This window comes from Aedoeadaptatus acetigenes (genome assembly GCF_025566985.1).
Taxonomy (GTDB): domain Bacteria; phylum Bacillota; class Clostridia; order Tissierellales; family Peptoniphilaceae; genus Aedoeadaptatus; species Aedoeadaptatus acetigenes.
The window spans coordinates 90,856-117,402 of the sequence record NZ_JAOQJD010000007.1; the positions used below are offsets into that span (position 1 = coordinate 90,856).

Annotated in this window: 16 protein-coding genes and 1 pseudogene; all 17 read right to left on the reverse strand. The window is 37.0% G+C overall.

Annotated elements, in window-relative coordinates; translation table 11 throughout:
* Positions 1-164 precede the first annotated feature (164 nt).
* Positions 165-956, reverse strand: coding sequence for a copper amine oxidase N-terminal domain-containing protein (locus OCV31_RS05290; RefSeq protein ID WP_068367206.1), 792 nt, complete (start codon positions 954-956; stop codon positions 165-167).
* A 63-nt stretch (positions 957-1,019) separates the two neighbouring features.
* A complete protein-coding gene (locus OCV31_RS05295; RefSeq protein WP_108831250.1) occupies positions 1,020-2,618 on the reverse strand; it encodes an NHL repeat-containing protein in 1,599 nt (532 codons plus the stop codon).
* Between the two features lie 275 nt (positions 2,619-2,893).
* Complete coding sequence (locus OCV31_RS05300) at positions 2,894-3,859, reverse strand: hypothetical protein (RefSeq protein ID WP_108831249.1); 966 nt, start codon at positions 3,857-3,859, stop codon at positions 2,894-2,896.
* On the reverse strand, positions 3,828-12,380 hold the full coding sequence (locus tag OCV31_RS05305) for an SNF2-related protein (RefSeq protein ID WP_267303821.1): 8,553 nt from the start codon (positions 12,378-12,380) through the stop codon (positions 3,828-3,830). Before OCV31_RS05305 ends, OCV31_RS05300 begins: the two co-directional genes overlap by 32 nt.
* 112 nt (positions 12,381-12,492) lie before the next feature.
* Positions 12,493-12,873: a hypothetical protein gene (locus OCV31_RS05310; protein WP_108831247.1), complete on the reverse strand. Its 381-nt coding sequence runs from the start codon at positions 12,871-12,873 to the stop codon at positions 12,493-12,495.
* A gap of 9 nt (positions 12,874-12,882) precedes the next feature.
* Positions 12,883-13,569, reverse strand: coding sequence for a single-stranded DNA-binding protein (locus OCV31_RS05315; protein ID WP_068455170.1), 687 nt, complete (start codon positions 13,567-13,569; stop codon positions 12,883-12,885).
* 16 nt (positions 13,570-13,585) lie between these two features.
* Positions 13,586-15,604 carry a type IA DNA topoisomerase gene (locus OCV31_RS05320; protein ID WP_159082046.1) on the reverse strand — a complete coding sequence of 673 codons (2,019 nt, stop codon included), beginning with the start codon at positions 15,602-15,604 and terminating at the stop codon, positions 13,586-13,588.
* A gap of 11 nt (positions 15,605-15,615) precedes the next feature.
* Positions 15,616-16,374, reverse strand: coding sequence for a hypothetical protein (locus OCV31_RS05325; RefSeq protein WP_267303822.1), 759 nt, complete (start codon positions 16,372-16,374; stop codon positions 15,616-15,618).
* On the reverse strand, positions 16,337-17,242 hold the full coding sequence (locus tag OCV31_RS05330) for a hypothetical protein (protein ID WP_159082044.1): 906 nt from the start codon (positions 17,240-17,242) through the stop codon (positions 16,337-16,339). The genes OCV31_RS05325 and OCV31_RS05330 overlap by 38 nt, the downstream gene beginning before the upstream one ends.
* A complete protein-coding gene (locus OCV31_RS05335) occupies positions 17,226-17,474 on the reverse strand; it encodes a hypothetical protein (protein ID WP_108831244.1) in 249 nt (82 codons plus the stop codon). The genes OCV31_RS05330 and OCV31_RS05335 overlap by 17 nt, the downstream gene beginning before the upstream one ends.
* 10 nt (positions 17,475-17,484) lie before the next feature.
* Positions 17,485-21,357: a CD1108 family mobile element protein gene (locus OCV31_RS05340; protein WP_148473212.1), complete on the reverse strand. Its 3,873-nt coding sequence runs from the start codon at positions 21,355-21,357 to the stop codon at positions 17,485-17,487.
* Between the two features lie 16 nt (positions 21,358-21,373).
* On the reverse strand, positions 21,374-23,842 hold the full coding sequence (locus OCV31_RS05345; protein ID WP_445323175.1) for a VirB4-like conjugal transfer ATPase, CD1110 family: 2,469 nt from the start codon (positions 23,840-23,842) through the stop codon (positions 21,374-21,376).
* Between the two features lie 7 nt (positions 23,843-23,849).
* Positions 23,850-24,212: a PrgI family protein gene (locus OCV31_RS05350; RefSeq protein ID WP_108831242.1), complete on the reverse strand. Its 363-nt coding sequence runs from the start codon at positions 24,210-24,212 to the stop codon at positions 23,850-23,852.
* A 15-nt stretch (positions 24,213-24,227) separates the two neighbouring features.
* Positions 24,228-25,088: a VirB6/TrbL-like conjugal transfer protein, CD1112 family gene (locus OCV31_RS05355; protein ID WP_068455200.1), complete on the reverse strand. Its 861-nt coding sequence runs from the start codon at positions 25,086-25,088 to the stop codon at positions 24,228-24,230.
* Between the two features lie 42 nt (positions 25,089-25,130).
* Complete coding sequence (locus tag OCV31_RS05360; protein ID WP_148473214.1) at positions 25,131-25,340, reverse strand: Maff2 family mobile element protein; 210 nt, start codon at positions 25,338-25,340, stop codon at positions 25,131-25,133.
* A gap of 15 nt (positions 25,341-25,355) precedes the next feature.
* Positions 25,356-25,610, reverse strand: a complete 255-nt coding sequence (locus OCV31_RS05365; RefSeq protein ID WP_148473217.1) for a hypothetical protein — start codon at positions 25,608-25,610, stop codon at positions 25,356-25,358.
* Positions 25,611-25,662: 52 nt separating this feature from the next.
* Positions 25,663-26,460: pseudogene (locus OCV31_RS05370) on the reverse strand (VirD4-like conjugal transfer protein, CD1115 family); the annotation flags it as partial.
* Between the last annotated feature and the right edge of the window lie 87 nt (positions 26,461-26,547).

Genomic DNA, 26,547 nt, shown 5'->3' on the forward strand with positions numbered 1-26,547 from the left:
TTGGTCTATAAATTAAAATCAAACAATTCTTTGATATCCGTTACTTATGGTTTGATAAACTTTTCGAAGTTTATTTTAAATTGAGTCTGACCAGAATTATAATAAAAAAATAGTGCCGGTGTTTCCACCAACACTATTAACACTATTTAATATAGAATTTCCTCTTACTTTCCTACTCGAACTGTCATCAGAATATCATCAATATAGTCGTAAGCTTTTTCGAAGTTTTCCCTTAGTGCCTTATCTTGAATTTCCGCTGGATCTCCTCGGAAATCTGCACCGTAGTAGATGCCATCTTTATGAGCAAGGATCACAGGACCATTACACCAATCAGTCCTCGGATTTTTGACTTTTGAAAGGCGAAAGAGAAAACCATCGCCACCTATTTGTTCATTCGACTTTTCATAGAAACAAAGCTCGTCGTTTTCGAGCTTGTAATCAATATTTGCATCTTTCGGTAAAATAAAGGACATATCTATTTCCTTGATGTAGATCCGTTTCGCTCCAGGAATATCCTTTTGAGGATAGCTTCCGACGGTGACGATGCGCTCGTTTGGCATCCATTGGACTGAAAGCCCCGTCGCCTCCCCTAAGTAACGCGCCGGAATAAATGTGCGATTTTTTTCTAGATATGGCGCGACATCCATCGCCACATCTTTTCCGTTTTGACGATAAGATTTTATTCCGATCGTCATCACGACTTTTTCTTTACCTTTCGTTAAAGTTGCTTCCTTTTTATCTTGATTCCACGACACGACATAGCCTAATTCTTCAGTGACCGCACGCAAAGGAAGAAACGTTCGATTGTGACGGATAACGGGCATCACATCTTCTTCTAAGGGTTCCCGCCCATTAACGTAAACTCCAACGTAACGTCCAACAGGAGAAGGTCCCTTCGCCAAGGCTACTGAAGGGAGAAGCAATAAACATGATAACAATACTGCCATCTTTTTCATTAAAGGCCTCCTACACTCATTCATCTATGCATTCATCTATCTATACGTTAAGCTATCTATGGATCATATGCCATTATACCGAATAGCTTTATACTGACTCTCTACTTTCGATTTTGAACGTATTGTATGAGATACTCGATCATATCCATTTAATTTCGTTGCTTCATACAATACATAGTCCCCGTTGCTGTCACGCTTTTCAAATAACATAACGTGTTCTTCCGGATAATTCAGGGCATCTCCTGGTTGCAGACTGCTATACGAAATCCGTCTTGCCACATTTTCAATTGTAGTTGTGCCTCTTTTGGATGTTAGGCCCCAACATCTACTTACATATCCTGAGCAATCTAAACCAAAGGTATTTCCAACTTTGCCAGACCTTGTATTAATATTTCCTGCTCTGCCACCATTCTTTAACCCTCGAATAAACGATTCCTTAGTGTCAAAGCCACCCCAACAGTATGGCATACAAGTATATGTTCCAGCGCCATTAATATAACTAGGTTTAGAGTAACCTCTCATTGCACTGATGTTTCTACTGGTACATTTCCACGAGAAAGATGTATGGTATGAACGAGCAATATTCATAATTTGACTCCTCGAAATTGAGGCCTGCACCGGAGAAGGCACTACTTCAGGGGAAATCTCAATTCCACTCTTCTTATCAATAGTTTCTGGTTGGCCTTCTACAGTAGTTGCTACTATCTTCAAAACTTCTTGATTTTCTTTTGCATTATAAATTTTTCCATTATCAAAAATAAAGGGCTCTAGCATATCTGCGTGTGTTATTGCTTCTTCTTCATTGATAATATTACTATTTGGATCTATTTCATCCAAAATACTCGTGCTTTTCCCATTTATATTTACGGTTTTACTAACCAAAAAATTTCCCTTTTCATTTACACCAAGTAATTTGGCTCCATATAGGGGATAGTTAGAGATAATCTTTAGATTAGCTAATAGCTCATTATTTAAGTTCGAAACTGTCATAGTTCCGTTGTACGCATTTTCGCTATTCTTTTCTAAAGCAAAAGTATAAATATATTCATTGGAAATTCGACCAATAAAATTATTCACAGCTACAAACCTTTTACCTTGATCCATATATTGAATTGTGTGCTCTGTATCATCAAAAAGCGTAATATAGATACAACCATTCACAACTTCAAATTCGGAGATAGCCTCATTTTTCCCTAGATCAATGTCCTTGATTTTGGAACTACCGTTTACTCCAATTATCTCAATCTGTCCATTTGCTATATCTAAAATATAGATATTGCCTTTATCTTCGCATATCATCGATGGAGACTCTAAGCGGACTGATGCATCCATTCTTCCTTCTGTAGAGGATACTTTACTTACTTTATTTTTCGCATTATCCAAGATAAATATATTTTCTTGTTCCACATCAAAATCCGTTGGACCATATTGATTACCTTCTTGGTCATAGTAAATACCAAAAGAGGAATCTTGTCTATTATTTTGGGCATTGTTCTTATTCAATATAGATATTGCATGGTTCATGTGTAATACAGGGATTTGCTGATGGATCGACTCTATTGGTTCTTCCAAAACAACTTCTTCTTGTGCATGTACAGGGATGCTAGACGCTACTAAACATAAAGCAACAATCGCAAACCTAATATTATTTTTAAAAGTCATCCTGACCACCTTTCTAATAGAAAAATTTTACAAAACAACAGAATTACACACTACTCCAACAATACAGATTAAAAATCACCCCCTATTAAAATTCCTAGTGCTAAAGTACTAAAAGGTTTTCCTCTTGTTTAATTATACAACCTTTTACCATGCCCCGCAATGTCTTTTTCCTGCCAATGCTATAGGAAATCTCTAGAAATAGACCCTTTCATCTACTTTCTGTCATATTAATGACTTACCAATTCACAAATCGTTCTTTATCTAGACAGCTCTTTTTATATCTTTTGATTTTCAATTTTCTTTAATGCTATTTTCTTTGCCTGCTCATAGCTAAGTTTTGTCTTGTCTACTTTACTTAGCTTTTCCAAAAACAAAGGCTGATAAACGTTAGCTTGCCCAATGAAGCTTTCCATCTCAATAATATTTTTAAAATCAGGCATTCTAGACTTTTTTCCTTGTAGGATCTCCTTATATAGCTTCTTCATATAGAGAATAACTTTATAGTCTCTATCGATATTTTCAAAATGGAAAATTTCTTCTAAATTAATTGATTTAGGAATTTTAAAGTACGTCAAACTATTAATCGTATCTAGATAAAAGTCTCTAAACTCTTTCTCCATCTTTTCTTTTTCTTCTTTCAGAGTATAGAACTCTCCGTCAAGATAATCTGAAAGAAGACCATATTTAATTTTCAAGTTTATTGACCTATCCCAATATAATGTGCCTATCTTTTGAGCTTGAAAATAAATTTGAATTATATTAGATCTACTTTCAGTTTCTCCAAGTAATTGCTGAATCTTTGTTTCATAGACCAACTCTAGGGGCGTTACTAGCTCTAATATCATTTTTTCGCTTATACCTAGAACTATTCCTTCTTCATTTTTAAAGACTATTATAATTCTCGTTAGTTTCCCCATGAGATTTATTTCATAGGCATCGATGATATCTTTTTGTTCTAATTCTGTCTCAAAAGCTTTTAGATCTATCTTTTGACCTATTACATCATTCACCCTAGAAATAAAGTCATTTATTGCTTCATATCTTATGGCATTAATTTCTTCTTCAAAATTGACAATCTCATCGCTAAAAAGTGAATAGCTTGACTCCATGAAGGCTGAATATAGATCGTTTAAAATCGTTTCATCTTCTATAAATAGAAAATATTGAAAAAAAGCCTTTAAATAGGACTCGGTATCTTCACCTATCTCTCTAGCGATCATCTCTATCTTCGAATCTGTCATGCTTGGTCACCTCTTTATTTGTTTTCTCAGAAAGTTCAAGCTTCCCTGTTTCTTTAAGTTTGTGGATGTGTTGAGAAAGATCTAGTGAAGTGATATTAAGTTTTATAAAGTCTTCTAATGACTGTTCTCTTCTTATATCTATGATCTCACCATTTAACTTTGTAATTAGCTCGGGTTGATCGAGTAAATTACAAGATATATCTATTTTCCGTTGACCATCAATCTTTTTGGTCATGAGATGTACATCTCCTAGGTCGGTAAAATCAATATCTGAATAACCCTGAGAGGCAATACAAAAATCTGATAATTTCTCTTTAGCTTCTTCCAGAGACTGATCGAATGAAATATCTCCATCATTGAATTTCAGATTAATTTCCGTAAGCCTATTCATTTTCTCTACATATTCCTCCTCATTTATAAATGGTTTTAACACTTCTTCTTTGGCAGTTTCTAAGTTTCTTTGTTGTTCTTTTAGTCGCTCTTCCGTACTATTTATTAGTTCCTTAAAATATTCCGGAGATGTCATGTTTTTTATTCTTGTGATATTCCAGTGCCCCGCCTTCGAAGCGAGTTCTTTATAGTTACGTTCCTCTCCTGCGATATTTAAAATATATTGCTTGTCGATAGAACTGTAATCTATGAAGATTTTAAATCCTTCATACTCTGCAAATGGTGTTGTTTTCTTAATACTTCCCTGATAAGACTCTATAAAGGCTTTTGCAGCCTCTTTTTCATCTTTATATACATTTCCATTAATTTTAATTTCAAAAGGCTTATTCTCGCTTCTACGAGCTCTTTCTAAATCCTTATTTATAACATTCATGTTATTTTCAAGTTTTTTCATGGTTTCAGGATATACATTTGCTATTTGATTTTTAAGTTGATTTATATTCTGCAAATAACCAGCTTTTTCAATGCTCAATCGATTAACATCATTTTCTAGTTCCATCTTTTCTTTAATCAAAGGATTGTTAGCACATAAAGCTTTTATCTCCGCATAGTTTAAGGTGATTTCATCTACGTCTTCAATGGATCGAAGAGCCGATTCTTCTGTCATTAATTGACTGATAAATCGTTGCTTGTTCTCTAGAATTTGATACATATAGGCATCGAATGTTCCTTCGGTAATATAAGTGTATTCGAATACTTCCTTATTTTCATTTCCTTGTCTTACCATGCGACCAAGCCGTTGTTCTCTATCTGCCGGTCTCCACGGGCAATCTAAATGGTGTAAGGCGATAGCCCTGTCTTGCATATTCGTACCGGTTCCCATTTTTTGAGTAGTACCGATGATGACTCTAACATCGCCTGAACGAACCTTCGCAAATAGCTTTTCTTTTTCTGCAGGAGTATTGGCATCATGTATAAAGGCAATTTCTTGGCTTTTGAGACCTTTTTTAATGAGTTTTTCCTTAAGATCATGATGAACATTAAATTCATCTTTATTCGGAACAGATAAATCAGAAAATACAATTTGTGTGGATTTACTATCCATAGTTTGATTATAGATTTCTACAATCTTATCGACGCAAGCATTCACTTTACTGTTGTCTTCATCTGGCAGCATCGGGTCAAATACCCTTTGATCAAGTGCCAGTTTACGCCCGTCGTTCGTGATCTTTAGCATATTGTCAATTCTAGGATCAATCCCGGATTTTACCTTGTCAGCTCTGGAAGAGAGATCTTCGATAATCTCTTTTTGTAATTCGCTAGGCTTTACCTTTACTACTTCAGACTTTAGATCAGGAACCGGCAAATCTAAGCTTTCAGGCATCTTTATATCTGCAAAATTTAAAAATTGTTTTTTTAGTTCTGGCATATTATTGAATCGATTAAATTTTGTTTTCATCTTATAGCTTGTACCATCGACCGATAGTTCAAGCACATTTTTAATCTCTCCAAAGGTGGAAGCCCAAGCGTCAAAATCCAATAATCCGGTTCGGACAAGATCTTCATTGTTCAAATACTTTTGCATAACAAAAAGTTCGCACATAGAATTTGAAACAGGTGTCCCGGTTAAAAAAAGAAGACCTTTACGACCGGTCTTCTCATCTAAATATTTAGTTTTCATATAGAGGTCATATGCCTTTTGAGACGCACTATTGCTAATTCCACTTACTCCTGTTAAACTCGTGGGAATTTGTAAATTCTTGAATTCGTGAGCTTCGTCCACAACTAGCTTGTCAATTCCCATTTCCTCAAAGTTGACAATATCATCACGGCGTTTTTCTTTCATTAACGCCTTTATTTTCGACTCTAGTTTTTTCTTCTTTTGCTGTAATTGCTTGACGGAAAACCCTTGTGTGTATTTATTGCAAGAATTTAGTTTTAGATCGAGTTCTTTCAATTGTTCTTGTAGGAATCTTTTTTCATATTCTTGCGACACGGGAATCATACCGAACTGACTGTGTCCTACAATAACGGCATCATAATTTCCACTGGCGATTTTCGCCATTAATTTATGCCTATTCTTTTTTTCAAAATCCTTTTTTGTCGCCACAAGGACCTTTGCGTCTGGATATAATTTTAAGAAGTCTCTACCCCACTGCTCCGTTAAGTGATTGGGTACGGCGATCATAGCCTTAGATGATAGACCTAAGCGTTTCGATTCCATTATGGCTGCAATTGCAGAAAAAGTCTTACCTGCTCCAACTGTATGAGCTGCCAACGTATTTCCGTGGAATATTGATTTGGCTACTACGTCTTTTTGATGTGGACGCAAGCTAATAAGCGGATTCATGCCGCTAAACGGAAGATTTTCTCCTGTATACTTTCGAATAACTATATTGTTAAATCGCTCATTATAGATCTTTTCTAATTCACTTGTCCTTTGAGGATCACTGAAAAGCCAATTCGCAAATTCTTGCTTCATGTATTCTTGCTTTTGTTGTACCAAAATCGTTTCTTTTTTGTTTAGTACTTTTTGTTCCTTGCCATCGACATAAATTGTATCTTCAATTTTTAATCGTTCATTCTGATTAAGTGTTTTCTCCAAAATATGCCACGAGTTCATACGACGGGTGCCAAATTTAGTCGTACTATAAACGCTCCAGTCATTCCCTTTATCAGGTACATACCACTTCGACGTGGCTTCCGAAAATTCAATCCGCTTACTTCCACCTAACACTTCTCTACAGAAATCAGAAATATACCTCTCAGGAATCCATGTAGAGCCTAGCCTAAAGCTTATATCTTTCGCTTTAATTGCTTCAGGTATTGCTGATTCGAGGGCTTCTATCATCGATTTTCTTTCCTCTACTGTAAAAGAGTCGATATTTGCTTGGAACGTTTCTATTTTTTTGCGAATATCACCGGATAAAAAATCTTCACGATATACTAATTCTCCTGTACCTCTCTCGCTTTTAAAAGCCAGCTTTTTCTCTAAAAGATCGTTTTTAATTTCTGCGGAATCTCTTCCCATAATTTCAGACATAAAATTCAGATCAATTCTACCTTTGTGATTGAGAGAAAGAATGACAGCATCTACCAGATCTTCTGTATGCTCAGGAACTTCTACTCCCTTAATAACACGTTCTCTGAAGACATCAGCCTTCTGTTCAAACTTACCGTCATTATCTAATTCTTCTAATGCTAGAAGAATGGCAATGGAGTCGTCTCCTCTGAAAGCTTTAATCTTCGAAGGTTCATTAATGCGACCGTGCTTTTCGACAAATTCATCATATACACTATTGAGCTTTTCCATTTCCTCATCGATCGCTTTACTATCGAAATTATTATATTCCAGGTAATAAAGTTCTTTAACTGTATCACGTAGCTCGATCATACCGCTAAGCAGCTCGACATCTTGTGAGATCTCTTCGACGACGTTTTCATTCTTGTAGTATATTTTATCTCCTACTTTACAGTAGGTGTAATCCTCTACATCAGACAAATCAGGCAGTTCCGCTGTAATTTGATTTTCTTCTTTTTTAGGTTCGATCGACCGTTCATTCGGCTCTTTGTATATACCTTTAGGTAGATTTTTAATGGCTTCTTCAAAGAGTACTGAAAAATCTTTATCGCCCAGCTGACAAGCAGCAACCTTCCCGAAAGGACCAGTTCGCTCTACCATAGTTCCAATGATCATTTCAGGGTGTTCTATAAAATACTGATTCAGGGATATTCCGTTTTCATCTCTCCCCAGCTCATTCCAGGTGCGATCACTGTTTTCTCCCTTTTGGAAAAATAAAATATCGGAAGTGACAGACGTTCCTGTCTGCTTAAAAGCTTCTTCTGGTAATCTTATAGCCCCTACCAGTTTTGCTCGATCTGCCATGTAGTTTAAGAACTCACTATTTGTCTTATCCATTGTTCCTTTTGATGTTATAAAAGCAACAATGCCACCATCGTGAACTTTATCCAGAGACTTCGCAAAAAAGTAATCATGAATTAAAAAATTCTGCTTACTATAAGCTTCATCATATAGCTTGTAATTTCCGAAGGGAACATTACCTATTGCTATATCATAGTAGTCATCTTGTAGTTTCACATCTTCAAATCCCGAAACTTCAATAGTAGCTTCCGGATAAAGCTGTTTTGCTATGCGACCGCTTAGCGTATCTTGCTCTACTGCATGAAACGATGACGGCTCCAAACTCTTTGGTAAATTGCCTATAAAGTTTCCTATTCCGGCACTCGGTTCTAAAACATTTCCGCCTTTAAATCCCATGTTCTCTAAAGCACTGTAGATTCCATCGATAATCCCATTCGACGTATAAAACGATGTTAACGTGGACTCTTTAGCGGATTCATATTCCTCTTCCGATAAATATTGTTTAATTATTTCTCTTGAACGCTCCCATTGTCCACCTTTTGTTTCATTAAAAACGTCTGCAAGACCGCCCCAACCGACATAGTTTCCTAAAATTTTTCGCTCGTCACTTGTAGCATATCGACTTTCGTTCTCACAACGTTTGAGGACTTCTAACGCTTTAATATTATTTTCCAGTCGGACAGAAGGCGGATCAAAATCCTTAACTAAATCGAAGCTTTGTTTCTCATCTTTTACAGAAACATTTTGTACTTCACGTACATTGAGTTCATATTTTTCAGCACTGGCTTCAGTAAACTCATCTAGGATATTTCCTGTATAGCTTCGATCGGTTAAATCTACGAGGGCAGCTTCAATATCAGCATAACTTTCATAATCAAAATCGTTATTATTAATCCAATAACCATTATACAAAAAAACCGATTTTAGTTTTTGTTCATTTAAGTCTAGGAGAAGATCTGCCTCATATCCCAAACGACCATTTACACTATCTTTAATAAGGCTCGGCTCTTTCAATACACCTTTCGGTATTTGTTTTCGATTGAGTAAATAGAAGTTCCCTTCAATTCCCTCAATTTTTTCAAAATTCTCTTTCTCTAGCGTGGAAACGACTTGCTGCTTAATCGGCTCTTCTTTAATTCTGAGTAATTGATCTTCGAGATATGCAAACTCTTGTGCATTAGCTTCTTCTCCATCTCCAATATCAATTCGACGATGCTCGATTCTTTCGCCATCGACATAATGGTCAAAATAAAACTTGAAATAGCCCATATAATCGTCTGTCATTTCATTATTTGCGTCGATTCCAACGTTTCTGTTGTGATTGAATACCAACTGATCTTTTTCTTTGATATCGTTGATTAGTTCCTGTGTTACTAATTGGCCCGAATAATCAGGAATTAGAGGATCATTTTCATTAAATTCAACAATCCAATAGTTATTGCTCTTGTCTTCTGAGTCTTTTTCTAGGTTCGTTTCTTGCTTATCGAGGTATAGACCTTGAAGAATTAAGTCATCAACATACTTAGCCGCATTTGACCAGGTAAGAAAAACTTCAGAACAGTTTTCCTTTTCTAATTTAACTCCTCTTGAATCATGTTCTTCTTGACTGCTACTGGAACCCGGAAAGACCGGCATACGACCACCCGTGCCGTACTCATCTCTTAAAAATTCTGCCTTTTCCGTTAAACCGTGATCTTCCGTGAAAAAACGATAAATTCGTTCTTTTCCTCCTGACATTCCACTTCCGCTATGAAAGAAGTCATATATTTCATCTTCTGTAATAAATGACTTCACTCCTTTGTTTTCTGTTAGGTTTGTCTTGTATGCACGACGTTTTAATTCGAGTTCACTTAATTTTTGATAAAGATCATCTACCTTATGAAAGTTAAATCGCAGAAGATCTTTGTCATCTTTATATGCTTCTAAGAAGTCGCTATATTCCTCTTTGATGCCTTGGAGAGAAACGGGATTTGATAGCAATGCCGCAATATCCTTGGTATCTTCTGAGAAGCCTCTTCGTTCGTTCTTTAGTGTTTTGAAATAGCTTCCTGTGCTTTCCGCATTTAGATCGTGTATTAAATACCATAGCGATTCTGCAATTTTCTCCCTCTCGAAAGTGAGTGCATTTTCTAATTCTTCCTTCGTAGCGAAATCGCCGGTTTGGAGGAGTTCGTCAGTTCTTTTCGCTACTTCTTCCCACGAAATCGTTGTATAGCTTTCCTTAGCAGATGTACCATGTGCTATTTGAAGACCTTCGTCTGTATAATATGCTGCGATTTGATTGTCATCGATATAAAAACCGTTGCCACCTTTAAATGACTGCTTTAAAAAATCGCCTAATTCTTCTATGCTTTTGTCTTTTGAAAACTCTGCAACAATAGCAAGTCTTCCTCCATCAACATTCCCACCATGAACTAATATAGTATCTATAACTTCCTGAGTGATAGGTGTGGGAGGAAAGTTAAATTTCAATTGTTGACTTAAAGCATTGGATTCGGGTAATGACTGTTCTACTTGATCTTTTGCCTTATTTTTGTTTACATCGAGTGCTAATTGACTAATCTCTCTAACTCTTTCCTCAGTTGATAAAACTTGAGGATTAAGTTTTTCCGCTTCGATGTAACTGTTAAAATCTATTTTTGTGAGTAGAGTCTTTAAGTTTTCTATCTCTCCATTAGATAACTCTTCTATTTTAAGTAATGGAGACAGCTCGTTTAAAACTTTTAGATTTTGAGTAAAAGAGATATTCCCATCTAAGATCATCGCTTGCAAGCAAACCTCGCCTATAATCTTATCCACTATTCCTGGAGAATAATGGCTGCTTAATGTCGCATTATAAAAATCGATCGTTCGATCAGCGTTTATATGAGCTAGGTACAAAAAATCATTTGTTTCTCTATCGTTTATATTTTGATCTGAAACTACATATCCATTCCCCAGACTGAAATAGCCTAGTTCATAGTCTTCGTTTTCATCTTCCCTGTTTCGTTCCTCTTCTCTTTCATCGAGTTGCCCAATACTCTGTACTGTGGAATCTCGATAATCGGCATCATATCGATCAATAACACCGTCGTTATCCATATCCATATCCAAGGCAGTTTTATTGTTTTGCTCATTTAAAAAAGAAGCCATATCTTGCTGAATGACTTCTTTTTGTGTTGCTTCCTCAGGTGGAAACATGACGAATCTATTGGATATTTCTTGTGTTATATCTTCTATGCGTAAATTAGAGTGTGCAGAATTATTTCTTCTAATTCCGTCTCGATTTGTAGAACCCCTTGTAGATAGGCTTGATAGTCGCTCTTCTGAAGATTGGAATCGATTTTCCGTTCCTCCATCATCTTCGAGCGGGATTCCTTGATTTTCTCCGCTTCCTCCTCTATATTCGCCAGATAGTTCATCAGTTGTCCGGTTACTTCGAGTTCGCTCAACAGTTCCATATCCGAAAGCTTCTCGCTCTCTCTGAGATACTTCCACCTCATGTGTCCGTATTTCCTGATCGGTCTTTGTTCGCTCTTGATTTTTGTCTCCGGAATCCAATATCCGTTGATCTTTTGATACTGTTTGTTGTTCATAACTTTGACTGTCATTTTGAGCCTCTCTTTCTATATAATCCTTAAATTCGTAGCGTAGTTGATTAATACTTTCTTTTGTTTGTTCATTTGCAAGTCTACCAACGACTAAAAACTCACTAAATGACAAGTTTTTTAAATTAGTAAAATCTATTTCTCTCAACTGTTCTTGAGATACGCCCATGCGATAGAGCGTTTGATACAGAACAGTATGAAATAATACGTCTTTTTGGTTATCTGACAATTCATCAATTATATTTCGTGATGTTATGGATTCTTTTATTTCATCGCTAAGAGCCTGATACCAATTGGTACCATATTTTTCATTAAACGCCTCTCTGTTTATTTGCCATACAAAAACCTGGTCATTGTAGTTTACTTTAGTTCCTGTATCAGAAATGTCGAAAAGATAATTCATTTTTTGCGTGGTTTCGTCTGGTACTGCTATCCCGGCACTCCCACGTTTAACATATCGTCCTACTCGTGTCCAAAAGTCATACGGAGCGCAAGCTTTTGCATCAGGTCTTTGGCTGTATATAGCAACCTGTCTCATAAAATCATATTTATAGTTATAGGCAGCAGATTGCATAAACCCTTTCCATTGTTCAGCTTCAAGCAACCCCCCAATCGTATTATAAATATTATCGTAAATTTCATCATGTTTATTAGCGTTCATCTTCTACCTCCACATTACTATTCCATGGAATATATGTCAATACTAAATAAAAAAAGAGGTAACAAAAAATTTTGCTACCCCTTTCTTTCTTAATCTTTTATAGATCTAGAGCTTAAAACGGTGTTTCCATTTTATCTATAATCATATAATTGTCATCTTCATCTACAATGTTGTATTTACTTTTTAAAATTTCGATCGAGCGAACATAAATAGACGGCTCAGTTATAGTGGTCAATCCAAAATTAATAGAACGAATATTGAGCTTGCCCATGAGAATAACGTCTTGACCGTCTTCGAGATTTCCTAGCGTCGTCATTAAATTATTGTCTGTATCAGCAGACGAAATATAGCGACAGGGTACTAACATTTTTTCTTTCTGATTTTCTACTTCTAATTGAAAATTCATCGAATCAAAGGTTCTGCCATCTTTGCCCGTAAATTGTTCAACAGCTTCCTTTGAAACTACTTTTCCTGAAAACATGCAATGATTCATAATATCCTCCTAGATTTCTCTTTCATCTTGATTTTTCATTTTCTTATCTTCCCGATCGACTTCCTTATTTTTTTGTCTATCTTCTTTAGCTTTTAGCATCTTAAAACTATAAAGATGAACGGACGTCCGATCTTTTCCTTCTTTATTTTTATAGTGCTTTTCCGCACCTTGAACATGGACAAAATCTCCTTGTTTCAAGTCGGCGACCTTTAACGCATTCTTTCCATAAGCACTGATCGATCGAGAGGCTTTTTCTCCATTTTCATCTTTATAAACAATAAAGAAGTTAGCTACTTGAATTTTTTCACCTTCACGAGTCGTTATATCGGTAAGGCTTACATCTTGTGTCAGATTACCTCTTAAAGAAACAATGTCTTGCCTCTTTACACCTTCAAGAAGATCACAATCATTTAAATTGATTGAGACAGCCTTCTCTCCGGACTTTTTAGAGTATTCTTGCTCTGTTCCATACACTCGTATTAGATCTCCTTTTTTGAGATCCATGACTTTATCTATATTATGTTTATAGGCACTTACAGGGCGGTATTCTCTTTCTCCACCCTCATTTTCAAATACGATTGAAAAATTGGCAACGGAAAAGGGCTTACCTTCTTTAGATATTGCAGCTTCAATCTTGATATCTTCTGCAATATATCCTTCTTGTACAATTCTTTTTTTGTCTTTATTTTGAGTCATTGTTCTCTCTCCTAAACTATTTCTTGTTTTCAAAATCAAAAATCACTTCATGATCTGAATTCAATTTTAATTTTGCATTAAACTTATTGCCTTTCTTGGAAACAAAGCCTTTTATAAGTTTTGTCTCTCCATTTTCCAGAAGTTCTGCAACTTCTGATTCATTAATGGATTTTCTACACATTTCCGTGAAAATATGAAAATTACATTCCTTATTCGTACAAAAATAAACCTTCTTCGTCTTAATTATTGCATTACCACAAATAGGACAAGATCCAATTTGATTGCTGCGAATTAAACTTGAATCAGGTTCAAAATCTGAACAATGGTCTGTAATTTCCTTAATAATCTTCTTTAAAAAATTCTCAGCTTGATAGTCGCCGGTGGAAATTAAAGATAGTAAATTTTCCCACTGAGCTGTTGTCTTAGGATCTTTAATTCGACTATCAACTACGGTGATGAGTCTTTGTGCCTTCTCTGTAGACCTGAGATTCTTTTTATCTCTCACTAGATATTCGGACTGGATCAACTTTTCAATAATAGAAGCCCTTGTAGCAGCAGTACCTAAGCCTTTTCGCTCTATCTCTAAACTCGTATCTAGATCTTCAGTTCCCGCCGTTTCCATAGCTCCTAAAAGTGTTGACTCATTATAGGGTTTTGGCGGACTTTTCGTTTTTTCAACGATAGAGATATTTTCAATTGACAGAAGCTCATTTTCTTCAATTCTGAAAATTGGACTGTTCTCAAGGCTGATTTCTCTGTATAACTTCTCGACCGACTTAAAGCCTTCTTCTTCAATAATTTTGCCAACTGCTTGAAGTTTAACTTCAGGACGCTCTTTAAAGATAGCCTCTGCTTTTTGTTGCCTGATGATGTGATCTCCCGAAACCGATTCTAATAGCCTATAGTAAATGAGTTCATAAATTTTAATTTCTGAACTTGGCACATTATGAAGATCTTCATCTAAAGATTCTAGTGTCGGCAACAGTGCATGGTGATCAGAAACTTTACTATCATCAAACAATCGATCGTGATTGCTCTTTTTGTCGTTCATTTCGTATAACGGACAATGATGAATTAGTTCTTCCGTTGTACTTTTCATACCTTCAGTGAGATAACGTGAATCCGTTCTTGGATAGGTTATAAGCTTCTTTTCGTATAGACTCTGTGCATAATCTAAAGTCTGCTGGGCTGTGAAACCATACACTTGATTGGCTGTTTTTTGTAAACTCGTTAAATCGTAAAGACGAGGAGCGGAAGTTTTCTTTTGATCTTCAACATAGCTAGTAATTATAATATGTCTTCCCAGATCACCGGGAACATCTTCTTTCTTTTCCCATTGATTAATAGATCTAAAGAGGATCTTTTGATTGTCCTTGATCGCCTGTACTTCTAGTTCATAGTATTTGGATTTCACAAAGTTTTTAATAGCATTATCTCGTTCAACTACCATGGCGACCGTAGGTGTTTGTACTCTACCAATTGTTAGTTTTTCAGAATAACCTACAGTGTATAGGCGTGTATAATTCATTCCTACCAACCAATCGGCTTTTGCTCTTGCCAGTGCCGATTGATAAAGCGAGTCGAACTCACTTCCATCTCTTAACTTATCTAAACCCTCTCTTATGGCTTTATCTTCAAGTGAAGATACCCATAGCCTTTTTATGGGCTTAGAGCAGTTTGTCTTAGCATAAACAAGTCTGAAAATAAGCTCGCCTTCTCGACCGGCATCTGCTGCACAGATGATTTCACTTACTTCTTTTTGATTCATGAGTGCTTTTACTACTTTAAACTGATTCTGTGTAGATTGCACTACATTGAATTTCCATTGAACCGGGATCATGGGCAAAACTTTCAAATCCCAGTTTGCCCATGAATCGGTATAATCTTCCGGTACTGCCAATGACACTAAATGCCCGACACACCAAGTAACAATATAGTTTCCACACTCAAAATAGCCATTACGGCTATGACTATTGCCAATCACTTTTGCAATTGTTTTTGCGACAGAGGGTTTTTCTGCAACAATTAATTTCACAAGCTCCCTCCTTATTCTTCGTCGTCATCGTCAAATTCGTCTTCTGCTTCTATAAACTCGTCTTCCATGTCCTCCGCAAGTATATCGCCTTCATCTTCTAAGCCTTCTTCATTTGCTTCTTTCTTTTTCTTTAAATACTTTAAGACTAAAGCTACTGCAACTCCGCCTAGAATAATGGGTAACATTAGCATTCGCTGAATTTGTTTTTTCTTCTCTTTTTCAAGCCTCTTTTCTTCCTGGAGCTTTTCTCTATTTTCTTCTCGAAGCTTCCTACTTTCTTGCTGGAACTCTTCTCTTTCTTTTTCTCTCTCACGAGTTTCTTCCGTCAAGTTCTTGGTCATACTTGCGAGTTCTTGTTCGTCTGTCGTACCCAGTAATACTACATCTTCACTGTATTCGTCGTAATTTACTAATAGCTTTAAAGTCGTACCATTCGCCGTCGTAAAGGGAATTAAATCAAACTTATTACCTCTGGAGTTAAAGTCGTTCCCTTTCTGATCGACATTCATGATGATTCGACCTCTCGACTCATGAATATCATTTTTCTTCGAAGGATCAAAAGGTACAATCTTTTTATTCTGTTCCTGACTATCTTGATACTGAGGCGTATCTGAGCTAACGATTGTTTCTTCTTTTACGTCAGTCCCATATTCATTTATATTTGATTTTCCTGTAGCAAAGGCTTGTGAAGAAATGCTTAAAAAACACAAAGCCATTGCCACTATTTTTAGCTTATTCTTCATCTTGATCCTCTCTTTCGTCTTCATCATCTTCATCAAAGAGGCTCTGATCGATTTCATATAACTCTGTATCATCATTTTCGTCATAATCTGCCTCGTAGTCCTCGTAAAATTCATCGTCATCATCATCGTCAAGTTCATCGTCGTCAAACTCTTCATGTGTTTTCTTTTGATCTTTAAATCGTTTTGCGACGATAACACCGACAACGACTAAAATCATCAAGAAGATTGTTCCACCATTTCCTTTTTTCTCAGGTACTTCTTCTTTGTTTTGTTTTTGATCTTCAAGACGTTGTCGTTCAAGTTCTTCTTGCCGACGTTTTTCTTCTTCTTCACGTTCTTTTTCCTGTTGATCTAAATCTTCACCACTCATTACCTTCAAGCGGTCTTCGGAAAGTTCACTGAATAGTTCCGAGTCAATAATCTCTCCTGTGTCAGGATTTCTAGTTGTCACGAGATAGTATAGCTTCCCATTTTCAGCTCGGAATTTTATAAATTGCTGTACATCAGGCTTCTTTTCTTCCGGCTTTGCCATTGTCGGCGTAGTAGCTTTTTCAGGCACTGTTTCCGATTCCGTTTTTTGTTTAGGCTCAACTACAGCTTTTGGAGCAGACGGAGCAGTTTGTACCGTTGACTTTTGTGCCGGTGACGTTGGTGTAACTGCTTTTTTAGGAATTGGATTTCGTCTTGCTGCCGGTTTTGCTGCCTGTGTTTTTTTCGGCTGAGACGGCTGTTTTTTAGACTCCGGCTTTAACTTACTTTCTATATATCGATTCTGTGACGGATTGTTGTATAACTTTAATTTGTTGGCTATCTCCTGATTGCTCGCATAAATAGGCTGTGCAATTAGTAACATACCTAAACAAAGGATAAGCCCTTTTTTAATGTGCGATTTCATCTTCTCCTCCTTCTTCTTTGTCAGGAACTTCCTCGGAAGATTCCATCATATTTAATAAAGGAACTAAATCTTTAAGATCTAGTTCCTTTTCAACAAATATTTCTTCTACTTCTTTACCAAGATCAGCATAGTAATCTTCGTTTAGAACATCTAACTCTTTCTGCATATCTGCGATTTTCGATTCGAGTTTTTGAATCTTTGTTTTCTTTTTTATAACTTTTTCTATCGTCATTTTTTCTCCTTTACGGTAAATAACTTCCGAATCCAACAAGTTTACTTCTCCAGTAACTCGTATTAATGTTCGCTATAATGACACCTCTACTGGAACTGGCGTGTATCATTTTTCCATTTCCAATGTAGACTCCGACGTGTGATATCGGTTTACTCGTATTATAGGTTTTGTGGAAGAACACTATATCGCCAGGCTTTGCCTGATCTGCAGAAACCTTTCTTGCACCGTTGTACAAAGATACGGTTTCTCTCGGAATATTAATACCTTTTTGCTTATAGACGTAATGTACAAAGCCACTACAGTCAAAGCCTCGTGGACTTGTACCGCCCCAAACATAAGGAACGCCACTATAGCGTTGTGCTTCTTTTAATAGTGATGTTCGCCGTTCACTAACATTTCCTCCCGGCTTATAACCTTTTGGAAGTATCGCTACACGCACTTTGCGTCGTCCCCAATTGTAGGCTTCTTTTTTAGTTTCAAACAGCAAGTCAAGGCGTTTACCTTTAATGGCTCCACCTGTATCTTCTGCACGACAAACACCGTAGCCTTCTACCCATAAAACGGTTCCTAGCGGAATCACTTTCGGGTCAACAGCTACCACGCCTCGTACAAGTTTTGTCCCCATGGCAGTTCCATTGTAACCGCCATTTTCTCTAGGGTCAGGTGTGTAGGCAGTTGCAATAAAATAATCGCCTAAAGGTTTGGCTTCGCTTGGCATTGCGCCACCTTGACCCCAACCTCCGGAAGAGAAATCTATACTGCCTATGCTTGGACGTGGATTGTACATCTTGTACTGGACTCGTCCGCCTTCTGACCATAAATGAAAATACGGATTTAGTATTTGATTTTGGTCATTAATAATTTGAATAGATAGCTTACCTGACGCAGTACCGATTTGATCTCCGATTTTAACCTTACCGGTTTTGGTCGGACTAACTCCTCGATACTTAATCTTCCAACCTGTGTCATCAGTTAAAGTTAGACCACCGCTGCTCGAAGATACTGCACCGTCATTTACAGCTACTACCTTTTCACCGCCGGCATTAATATCCAACCAGTTATAAAGAGTAACCTTATTGTTTATAACGTTCCAACCGAACATTCTTGATATCTTGCCCTTCCAATCACTTTCTATTGGAGATTCGAAGAGCATGAAGTTACCTTTAGATTCCATATAAATATCGAATTTTTCAAGGTCTGTTACTTTGTCTGAGTCTCCTGAACTTCCAGAAATCTCCGGAGTAGAAGGTGGTGGTGTCGGCGGATTAGGCTTGGGTTTTGGCTTGCGCCTTCCATTGCCTTGAATAAAAGGTAGCGGATTGACAGGTTTGCCATTGACATGTACTTCGTAATGTAAATGAGGACCTGAACCGATACCGCTCCTACCTGTACGAGCAATAACTTCTCCACGTTGAACACTTGAGCCTACCGCCTTGGGCGCTCGACCGTTTAAATGTTGATATAACGTTCTCAGACCACCTCCATGGTCAACAACAATATACCAACCACGGAAGCGATTGAATTTATTCGTTATAACCCTTCCTGATTCTGAAGCGTAGACAGGCGTACCAACAGACGCACTAAAATCCACTCCTCTGTGAAATGTACTAGCTCCAGGTACAGGCGCTTTACGTGGACCAAAAGGCGAGGTAACTCTTATATGCTTTAAAGGCTGTGCAAATTGACCATTGCCATAATCTCCCATTTCGCCAGTTGCCCCTGAATAATCTCCTCCACCTAATCGAGAGCGAAGCACCGTTTCTAAGTCATTAGTATAAAGTGTCGCTTCTAAAATCTTATATAGGTAAGGGCTTCCATTCCGTCGGTAGCGTACTTCCGTGCGTTTAACAACTTTGTATTGATACTGTTCCTTGAATATACTCTCTAATTCTCCGGTAACATCTTTCAACTTGAAATCTTCAAATTTTACCGTTAAATATGCAATAAGCAAATGTGGATCGTGACCTATAGCGTCATCTACAACGTGATACTCATCAAAGCCAGGATAAACTTTCTCGATGTTTTGAAGCTCCCATTGTAGCTTTGCTTCTTTTTTCATGTAGTATTTGTCTGCTTCCGTAACATCGATAAAATCTGCAAGATAAGACGTGTTACCTAAATAGGTAATACCTACTAAAGATGATGATACACAAGAAAAAAGCACAAAAATAAGCAGCACGATGATGAGTGCCAGTGCTAAATATTTAGCACCTTCTTTTTCCCCGACCCTTTTAATCGCTTGACCGGGATTTTTCATCGCATTGCTTATTCTTTCTCTTAATGATTGAGCATTTGACGAAGCCCCTTTTGATTCTAAGTAGGATTCTCTTGCTTTTTTCTTATTCCTAGCTTTTTGATATGCCTTGTTAATCTTTTGGGTAGCTTTTCTCGTTTTAACGGCAGTCTTAGCTGCCTTGTTGCCAGTTTCAACTGCAAGATTCTGATCTGCATTTAGCTGATCTACCCGTCTAGTTGCTTCATCTTCAATGTTAAACTTGTGTTCTTTAACTTTATGAATCATTGATGATTCATCATTTTTTAATCGTGACGCATACTGCTTTCTTTTTTTAGCAGCTTTTAATGCCATTGCAGACATACCGACGCTTCGTGCTACGGTGTCAGCACCGGCGTTTTTATCTTTGTTTAATCTTGCAATTCGATCGGAAACACTTTCGAGTTTTTGATCGAGTTTTAAATGTTCAGCATTGACCTTTTCTTCGTCATCAAAGAACATTTTGTCCGAGAATCGTTTTTCTTTTTTTAAATCAGACTCTTTTTCTTGTTCATTACGATATTTTGAAGAATAGGCTTTTTTAATTAGCTTCTTCTTTTTCGCAGCACTATTTGAGTTTTCGGGTTCAGAGTTAAAGAGAAGGGATTCTTTAATATCCTTGTTTGTATATTCTTTTTCCGAATCCGCTCTTGCGTCTTCTCGCTCGTCTAAATCGCCATAATGTTGAACATTCGAATCCCTGAAGTCGGCATCATATCGATCAATAATACCGTCACCGTCGAGATCCATTTCATCTGTCATCTTAAACTTTTGAGCTTGAGCAGAAGAATTTTGTCTTTCCGCCTCTACTTTATTGTCAGCCACATCTGTCTGATATCTTTGATAAACAGTGTTCGCCTGTTTTTTCCTAAGCTTTTCTTTTTTTGGATCTTTAACACTATCACGATGTTGCCGTGTAGAAGATCGATCAGCATCATAAAAGTTTTGATCGGCGTAAGACTTAGGCTGACTACCGGTAGAAGGCTCTTTCTCTTTTGATGAAAAATTCTCGTTAGAGGTTTTTCTTTTATTCAGCTTCTCATATTTCTCTTTTCTTTCCGTTAAATCGACTACACGATTAGCGGGCTTGTCTACGAGTTCACGCTGAATAGCAGCAGAAAGAGGCGATTGAGTCGGAATAAACTTTTGATTTTCCAGTTCTTGAAGATAATCTTGACGACGTCTTTCTTCTTCAATTCGGCGCTCGTCAATTTTTCTGTTTTCTTCTAATCGCCGTTCTTCGTCTCGCCTTCTTTGTTCTAGCTCTTTAGCATATTCCTCTCTTTCACGCTCCCTACGCTCTTTTCTCATGAGGTTTTTTCTATAATTTAACCTCTTTTGCTGTTCATAGGAAGCCGTGAGTTGAGCATTTATAGCTTTATCAGTCTTTCTAAAGTCTTGCTTAACGCTTTCTTGTTTCTTTATATTTTCTTGCTGATTGGTAAAGGCTCGATAGTCTTTGAAAGATGAAGCATGAAAAGATTCGTGCTTGGCATTGTAATCGTCTCTAGTTCTGTTCAGAGATTGGCTATAATTCTCCTTACTCTTTTGTACCTTGGAAGAATCGATAGGCTGTTGGCTAGGCTTATTTTTATAATTGTTTCTTTTCAAAACTTCACCTTCCTATCTAATACATTTTCTCTCCCGGTTTCGTTGTCATGAGTTTGTAGAGTTTCGTTTCCTTCGGGAACTTATCTATAAATGGCACAATAACATTGCCAAAGTATAATAAGCCCTCTCCTTCACCTGAATTGGTGATATAAGACAGTTGATCTTGTGAAATACCGAGACGATGAGCTAAGATTTCACGGTCGCCAGAAGCTTGGTTTAACATTAAAACAAAGTCTGAGTTTTCGATGATGTTTTCAATCTCTTGACTTAGTAGTAAGTCCTTAACGTTTTGTGTGATACCAGTTGGGATTCCTCCCCACTTTCTAAACCGCTTCCAGATTTCCACCGAATATTCCGCAGTTTGCTTTTCTTTTAGCAGCAAGTGGAACTCGTCAATGTAAAAACAGGTCTTTTTAAAGTTGTCTCTGTTAATGGACACTCGATTCCAAACTTGGTCTTGAATAATCAGCATACCTAGCTTCTTCAGTGCATTACCCAAGTTTTTAATGTCGTAGCAAATGACTCGATTGTTAGCGTCTACATTTGTACGATTGTTGAAAACTCGAAGGGAACCTGTTACATAAATTTCAAGAGAGGTCGCTAATCGCTCAGCTTCTATATCCTTTTGTCTCTTTAATTCATTGTATAGGTCTTCCAGGATCGGAATATTTTCAGGAATAGGATTTTCTAAATATTTCCGATAGATCGCTCTTGTACATCGGTCGATAATGGTAATTTCTGTCGGCTGTAAACCTTGCGTACCACCTGTGATCAGTTCGAATAGGGATAGAATAAACGACGCTTTAAACATGATTGGGTCGTCGCCGTCGGCGTAGTTAATATTAATATCCAAAGGATTAATATGATGTTTGGAGTTTGGTGATATTTCAACAACTTCACCACCTAGCGCCTTTACCAATGGCGAATATTCCGCTTCAGGGTCACAAATAATAATGTCATTATCTGTGATGAAGAAAGCATTCGTCATTTCCCGCTTGGCCGAGAAAGATTTACCGGCACCAGGAGTACCTAGAATCAGTCCATTAGGGTTTTTTAGTGTACCCCTATCTACCATAATCATATTGTTGGATATGGCGTTTAAACCGTAATAGAGGGCTTTCCCGCCCATAAATAACTCTTGGGTTGTAAAGGGTACAAAAATAGCTGCACAAGACGTTGTGAGCTTTCTTTCAAAGTCTATTTGATTTACCCCAATCGGTAACGCAGACATAAGTCCTTGTTCCTGTTGATAGTCCATACGTTTTAAACTACAGTTGTATTTTTGAACGATACCATTTAATTGGAAAATGATATTTTCAAGCTTCTTTCTATTTTTAGCAAAGGTCGTAATCTGGAAGCTTACAATAAAATGACGCTCGTTTCGCCCTTGGAGTTCTTCCAACAAATTCTTCGCTTCTTCAGAAAAGCTCGCAAGGTCTGAGGGGATAATATCCATATCGTAACCTGAGCGAACGGCTTTCTTTTGTTCCTCAATCTTCGTTCTATCCAGGTCGGTAATTGTCCGCTTAACTTCTTTAATTGCTTCTTGTTGATCCATTGATCGAATATGAATATTCACCAATAGATCGTCTTCGATGTCTAAAATTTCAGCAAGCATTTTATCCGACAGTTCAGGAGCGTCAATTCTTAAAAAGCTACTTGCACCATACATCTGCCCCATTTTAAATATTCGTGGATTTTGAAAATTAAACGATGAGGGAGATATATAGTCCTTCGTCGTCATGCTTCCGGTTCTTACATTATGCCAATCAAACGTCGTCCGTTCTCTGTCGCTTCCCTGATTTAAAATATCATGAAGTTGTTCGACACGTTGTTTCCCGGTTAAACATTCAGCCTGTACGCCTAGTGTTTTAAAATTATTGCGAATATCTGTTTCTATTCGTTCAAGTCTTGGAATAGCTTCTTTTAAATTTTTAGCTTTAATGGTAAAAGTAATAAACTTTCGTTTAATCAAACCATTGTTGCCTTTTGCCAATTGATTACGAAGCATTCTACTATATTCCATTCGAATATCATTGAACGGGTCATTCTGCTTTTGTATGCGAATATTGTGCATGAGCCTGTCAGCAAAACCTGTTAAATTTAAAAAAGTCAGTTGGAAATCAATCGTCGAGTCGAAGTAGTTTAAAAACTTACAATAGTCGTCGAAAATCTTTCTTTGATCTTCAGGCTTTGCTAATCGGTAGTTAATGTCAGTAAACTCAATACATTTGTTATAGCGTCCTTCGTCAAGCTTCATAATACCGTCTTGAAAGATCTTGTCGTAAGGTAAGCTATCTTGCGTCGTGTAGACTTCGTTGTCCTCTTTCTTAACGAGTAATTGCAATAAGTTTTGTAAAACTTGAGGAGTCTTTGATTCCGACTTTTTGGCTTTTGTGTTGCCAAAGTCTTCTTTATTTTTCTTCGCTGCGTCGATGTTTGATTTTAGACGCTGTTCTTGCTTTTTTTGGAAATTTTGATTCAAGATGATCTCACCTCTTTTTCTTCTTTTTTGTTTTTCCTTTTATTTTTGTCGTAACTTCTCGCTTACTTTGAGTCAGCGTCTTATAGCGTCGTATGCCAGGTCTAAAATATTTCTGTCGGCACACAATGTAGAGATATTTCTCTAGAGTCATGCCGTCTTTTTTAAAAATACCGGCAACAAAAAAAGGACTTGCAATAATAAACATTAAAATTGAACGCACGTCACTTGGTAAAAAATGACGTGTAAACCAGTAAGCGGGAATTGCAAAAGCCGCTCCTATCGAAAAACAAATCAATTGTCTTTTTGTTAGGTTAAATGCGACTTTAGATTCATACTTTGACAGGTCTCTCGGTACATTTACATAAGCCATTGCTTCCTCCTTTCTTTACGCTGCAGAGACAATCGAACTTGCTGCCGATTTTGTTCTAAAGAGTACAATCACGGCAAGTAAGCTTGCTGCTAGGAACGAGAACATAAATGTCCATGGATTGCCATTTTTTGCTACTGTTAGAGACTGCACGAATACCGACCATGCTCCTAGAGTGATGATAATAAATAAACCTTGCAAGCCTAATGCGACCGCTGATTTGATATAAGAGTCTCCAATATGTCCATATCGGCTCGATGTTAGAGTCGCAAAGGGTAATGCACCTACAGAAATAATAAAGTACATCTCAATAATACGTCCTACACAAATGACCCAAATAACAATGCCTAATGCCCAGACAATCATCTGCATCGCATTAAGTTGCGTGGTAAAAAACATTAGGTCTACTATGCTCATCTTTTCTATACTTGCTTTCATAGCTTCTTGCCCTACCTGGAATTGTTGAATACTAATTCCTGAGGCTGAGCGTATGACAGACTGCATAACATCAAATATTGCCATTGAAAATTCAAAAGCATGACTAACTAAATAAATGGATATCGATGTTTTAAAAATCCATTTAAAAAATATAAAGGTTTCAAAATCATTAAAATTGTTCCTGTCGATAACTAGATGAATTATTTCGTAAATCGCAATAAAGGTAATAATTAAGACGGCGATTGGTATAACCGCCGTCTCATTAATGTTTTTTGCTAAATTATACAAGTCTGAATTATATGCTTGTGGAGTTTGTGATACGACATCGCCTGCTTTCGTCATTTGGTCGTTCATCATTTTCTGCATATTTTCAAAGACTTTCATACAGTTATCGATCATAGGTTGCTTCAAACCGTTAAGGAACTTCTCCGCTAACTGCATAAGCACCTCCTCGATAAAAGGCTATTATTAGCTTGTTTTGTCTTAAAATAAACCCGACAATAGGGGAATTAGTTTCGTTCCAACTAAAACAACGCCACCGGCCATTAACTGCTTAATACCTTGCGATTTTGCGCCGGGATTATCGTTCCCATAGCCTTCCAAAAGATTGATTACTCCCCATGCGCCGAGACCGGCACCTAAAGCTACTACTAATTGTTGTAAGGTTGTAACTGCACTACTAAAAAATCCCATAATATTCTCCTTTATTTAATCTTTATAATTAAAGCAAACTTCGTACTCTTCGCATTCTTCATCTTCATCTTCCAGTTCGTCCAATAAATCTTCCCATGCCCTTTCATAGAGCTTAATTTCAACAGTGGTATCTGCCGTTCTTTGAACAAACTTTTTTAGCTTTTCAAGAGCTAAAACGCCCATAGCGCCGACTGTTGCTATAGAGGAGAATGCTACTATCCCTACTGCAACGCCATAAGAAAATTTCTCACGCTGTTTTCTTTTCATCATTACCTTCTTCCTTCTTTATTCTGTCAATATACGTACTCATTACTTGTTTAGGAATCGTTGTTTTCTTTTTTAGATAGCTCATGCTTCTTCTGTATAGATATTTTTCAACATCAAAAGCATATTTGTCGTTATAATCGGATAACTGTTTATAACGTTTATGACTTAGTAGATCGTATTTATCGCTAAAAAAAGGTCTGGAACCACGAATCTGCAAAATGCACTTACCGCCGTCCATGACGGCTACTTCATCTTGCGTCATTAATGAGCGACCTGTCTTTTGATACGACATACCATAACTCTTTTCTCTTCCTCTATTTTCAGAGTCATTAAATAAGTCTATTGTCTCCTTACCTAACAGTTCTTCCATTTCTTTGGAAGTTGTTTTTTCCTTTCCGCCGAGAAAAAGAGTAGTATCGCAGTTCCCAATAATGGTATCTGCTTTTTCTTTATAGAGGTCTTTTAATTGCGATTGGGTCTGAAGAATAACACTAGCAGAAATTCTTCTCGAACGAATCGTAGCAATTAATTTTTCGAAATTAGGTATTTGTCCAATGTTAGCAAATTCATCGAGTAAGCAACGGACGTGGACAGGAAGTTTCCCACCAAACTTATCGTCTGCTCGCTCACACAGTAAGTTAAAGAGCTGAGAATAAAGCATTGCTATAACAAAGTTAAAGGTCGTATCTGTGTCGGAAACAATAATAAATAGAGCAGTTTTACGGTCGCCGATTTTATCTAGTTCAAGGTCATCGTAAGACATAATTTCTTTTAATTCGTCTATATCAAAAGGAGCTAATCGCGCACCGCAAGAAATTAAAATGGACTTAGCAGTTTTTCCTGTAACAACTTGTCAAGGACTTTCTAATCATTTTTATCGACTTTTTGATGTTTTTCTCTCTCCATTTCTCTAATCATTATGCGTTTTAATTTGTCTTGC

What these genes read in the sequence shown, in the direction of transcription:
- OCV31_RS05300 (WP_108831249.1), bottom strand. Translation starts at nt 3,859, where the DNA reads ATGACAGATTCGAAGATAGAGATGATCGCTAGAGAGATAGGTGAAGAT.
- OCV31_RS05350 (WP_108831242.1), bottom strand. Translation starts at nt 24,212, where the DNA reads ATGGCTTATGTAAATGTACCGAGAGACCTGTCAAAGTATGAATCTAAA.
- OCV31_RS05330 (WP_159082044.1), bottom strand. Translation starts at nt 17,242, where the DNA reads ATGAAATCGCACATTAAAAAAGGGCTTATCCTTTGTTTAGGTATGTTA.
- OCV31_RS05315 (WP_068455170.1), bottom strand. Translation starts at nt 13,569, where the DNA reads ATGACTCAAAATAAAGACAAAAAAAGAATTGTACAAGAAGGATATATT.
- OCV31_RS05290 (WP_068367206.1), bottom strand. Translation starts at nt 956, where the DNA reads ATGAAAAAGATGGCAGTATTGTTATCATGTTTATTGCTTCTCCCTTCA.
- OCV31_RS05365 (WP_148473217.1), bottom strand. Translation starts at nt 25,610, where the DNA reads ATGATGAAAAGAAAACAGCGTGAGAAATTTTCTTATGGCGTTGCAGTA.
- OCV31_RS05355 (WP_068455200.1), bottom strand. Translation starts at nt 25,088, where the DNA reads ATGCAGTTAGCGGAGAAGTTCCTTAACGGTTTGAAGCAACCTATGATC.
- OCV31_RS05305 (WP_267303821.1), bottom strand. Translation starts at nt 12,380, where the DNA reads ATGAACGCTAATAAACATGATGAAATTTACGATAATATTTATAATACG.
- OCV31_RS05310 (WP_108831247.1), bottom strand. Translation starts at nt 12,873, where the DNA reads ATGAATCATTGCATGTTTTCAGGAAAAGTAGTTTCAAAGGAAGCTGTT.
- OCV31_RS05295 (WP_108831250.1), bottom strand. Translation starts at nt 2,618, where the DNA reads ATGACTTTTAAAAATAATATTAGGTTTGCGATTGTTGCTTTATGTTTA.
- OCV31_RS05325 (WP_267303822.1), bottom strand. Translation starts at nt 16,374, where the DNA reads ATGATGAAGACGAAAGAGAGGATCAAGATGAAGAATAAGCTAAAAATA.
- OCV31_RS05335 (WP_108831244.1), bottom strand. Translation starts at nt 17,474, where the DNA reads ATGACGATAGAAAAAGTTATAAAAAAGAAAACAAAGATTCAAAAACTC.
- OCV31_RS05360 (WP_148473214.1), bottom strand. Translation starts at nt 25,340, where the DNA reads ATGGGATTTTTTAGTAGTGCAGTTACAACCTTACAACAATTAGTAGTA.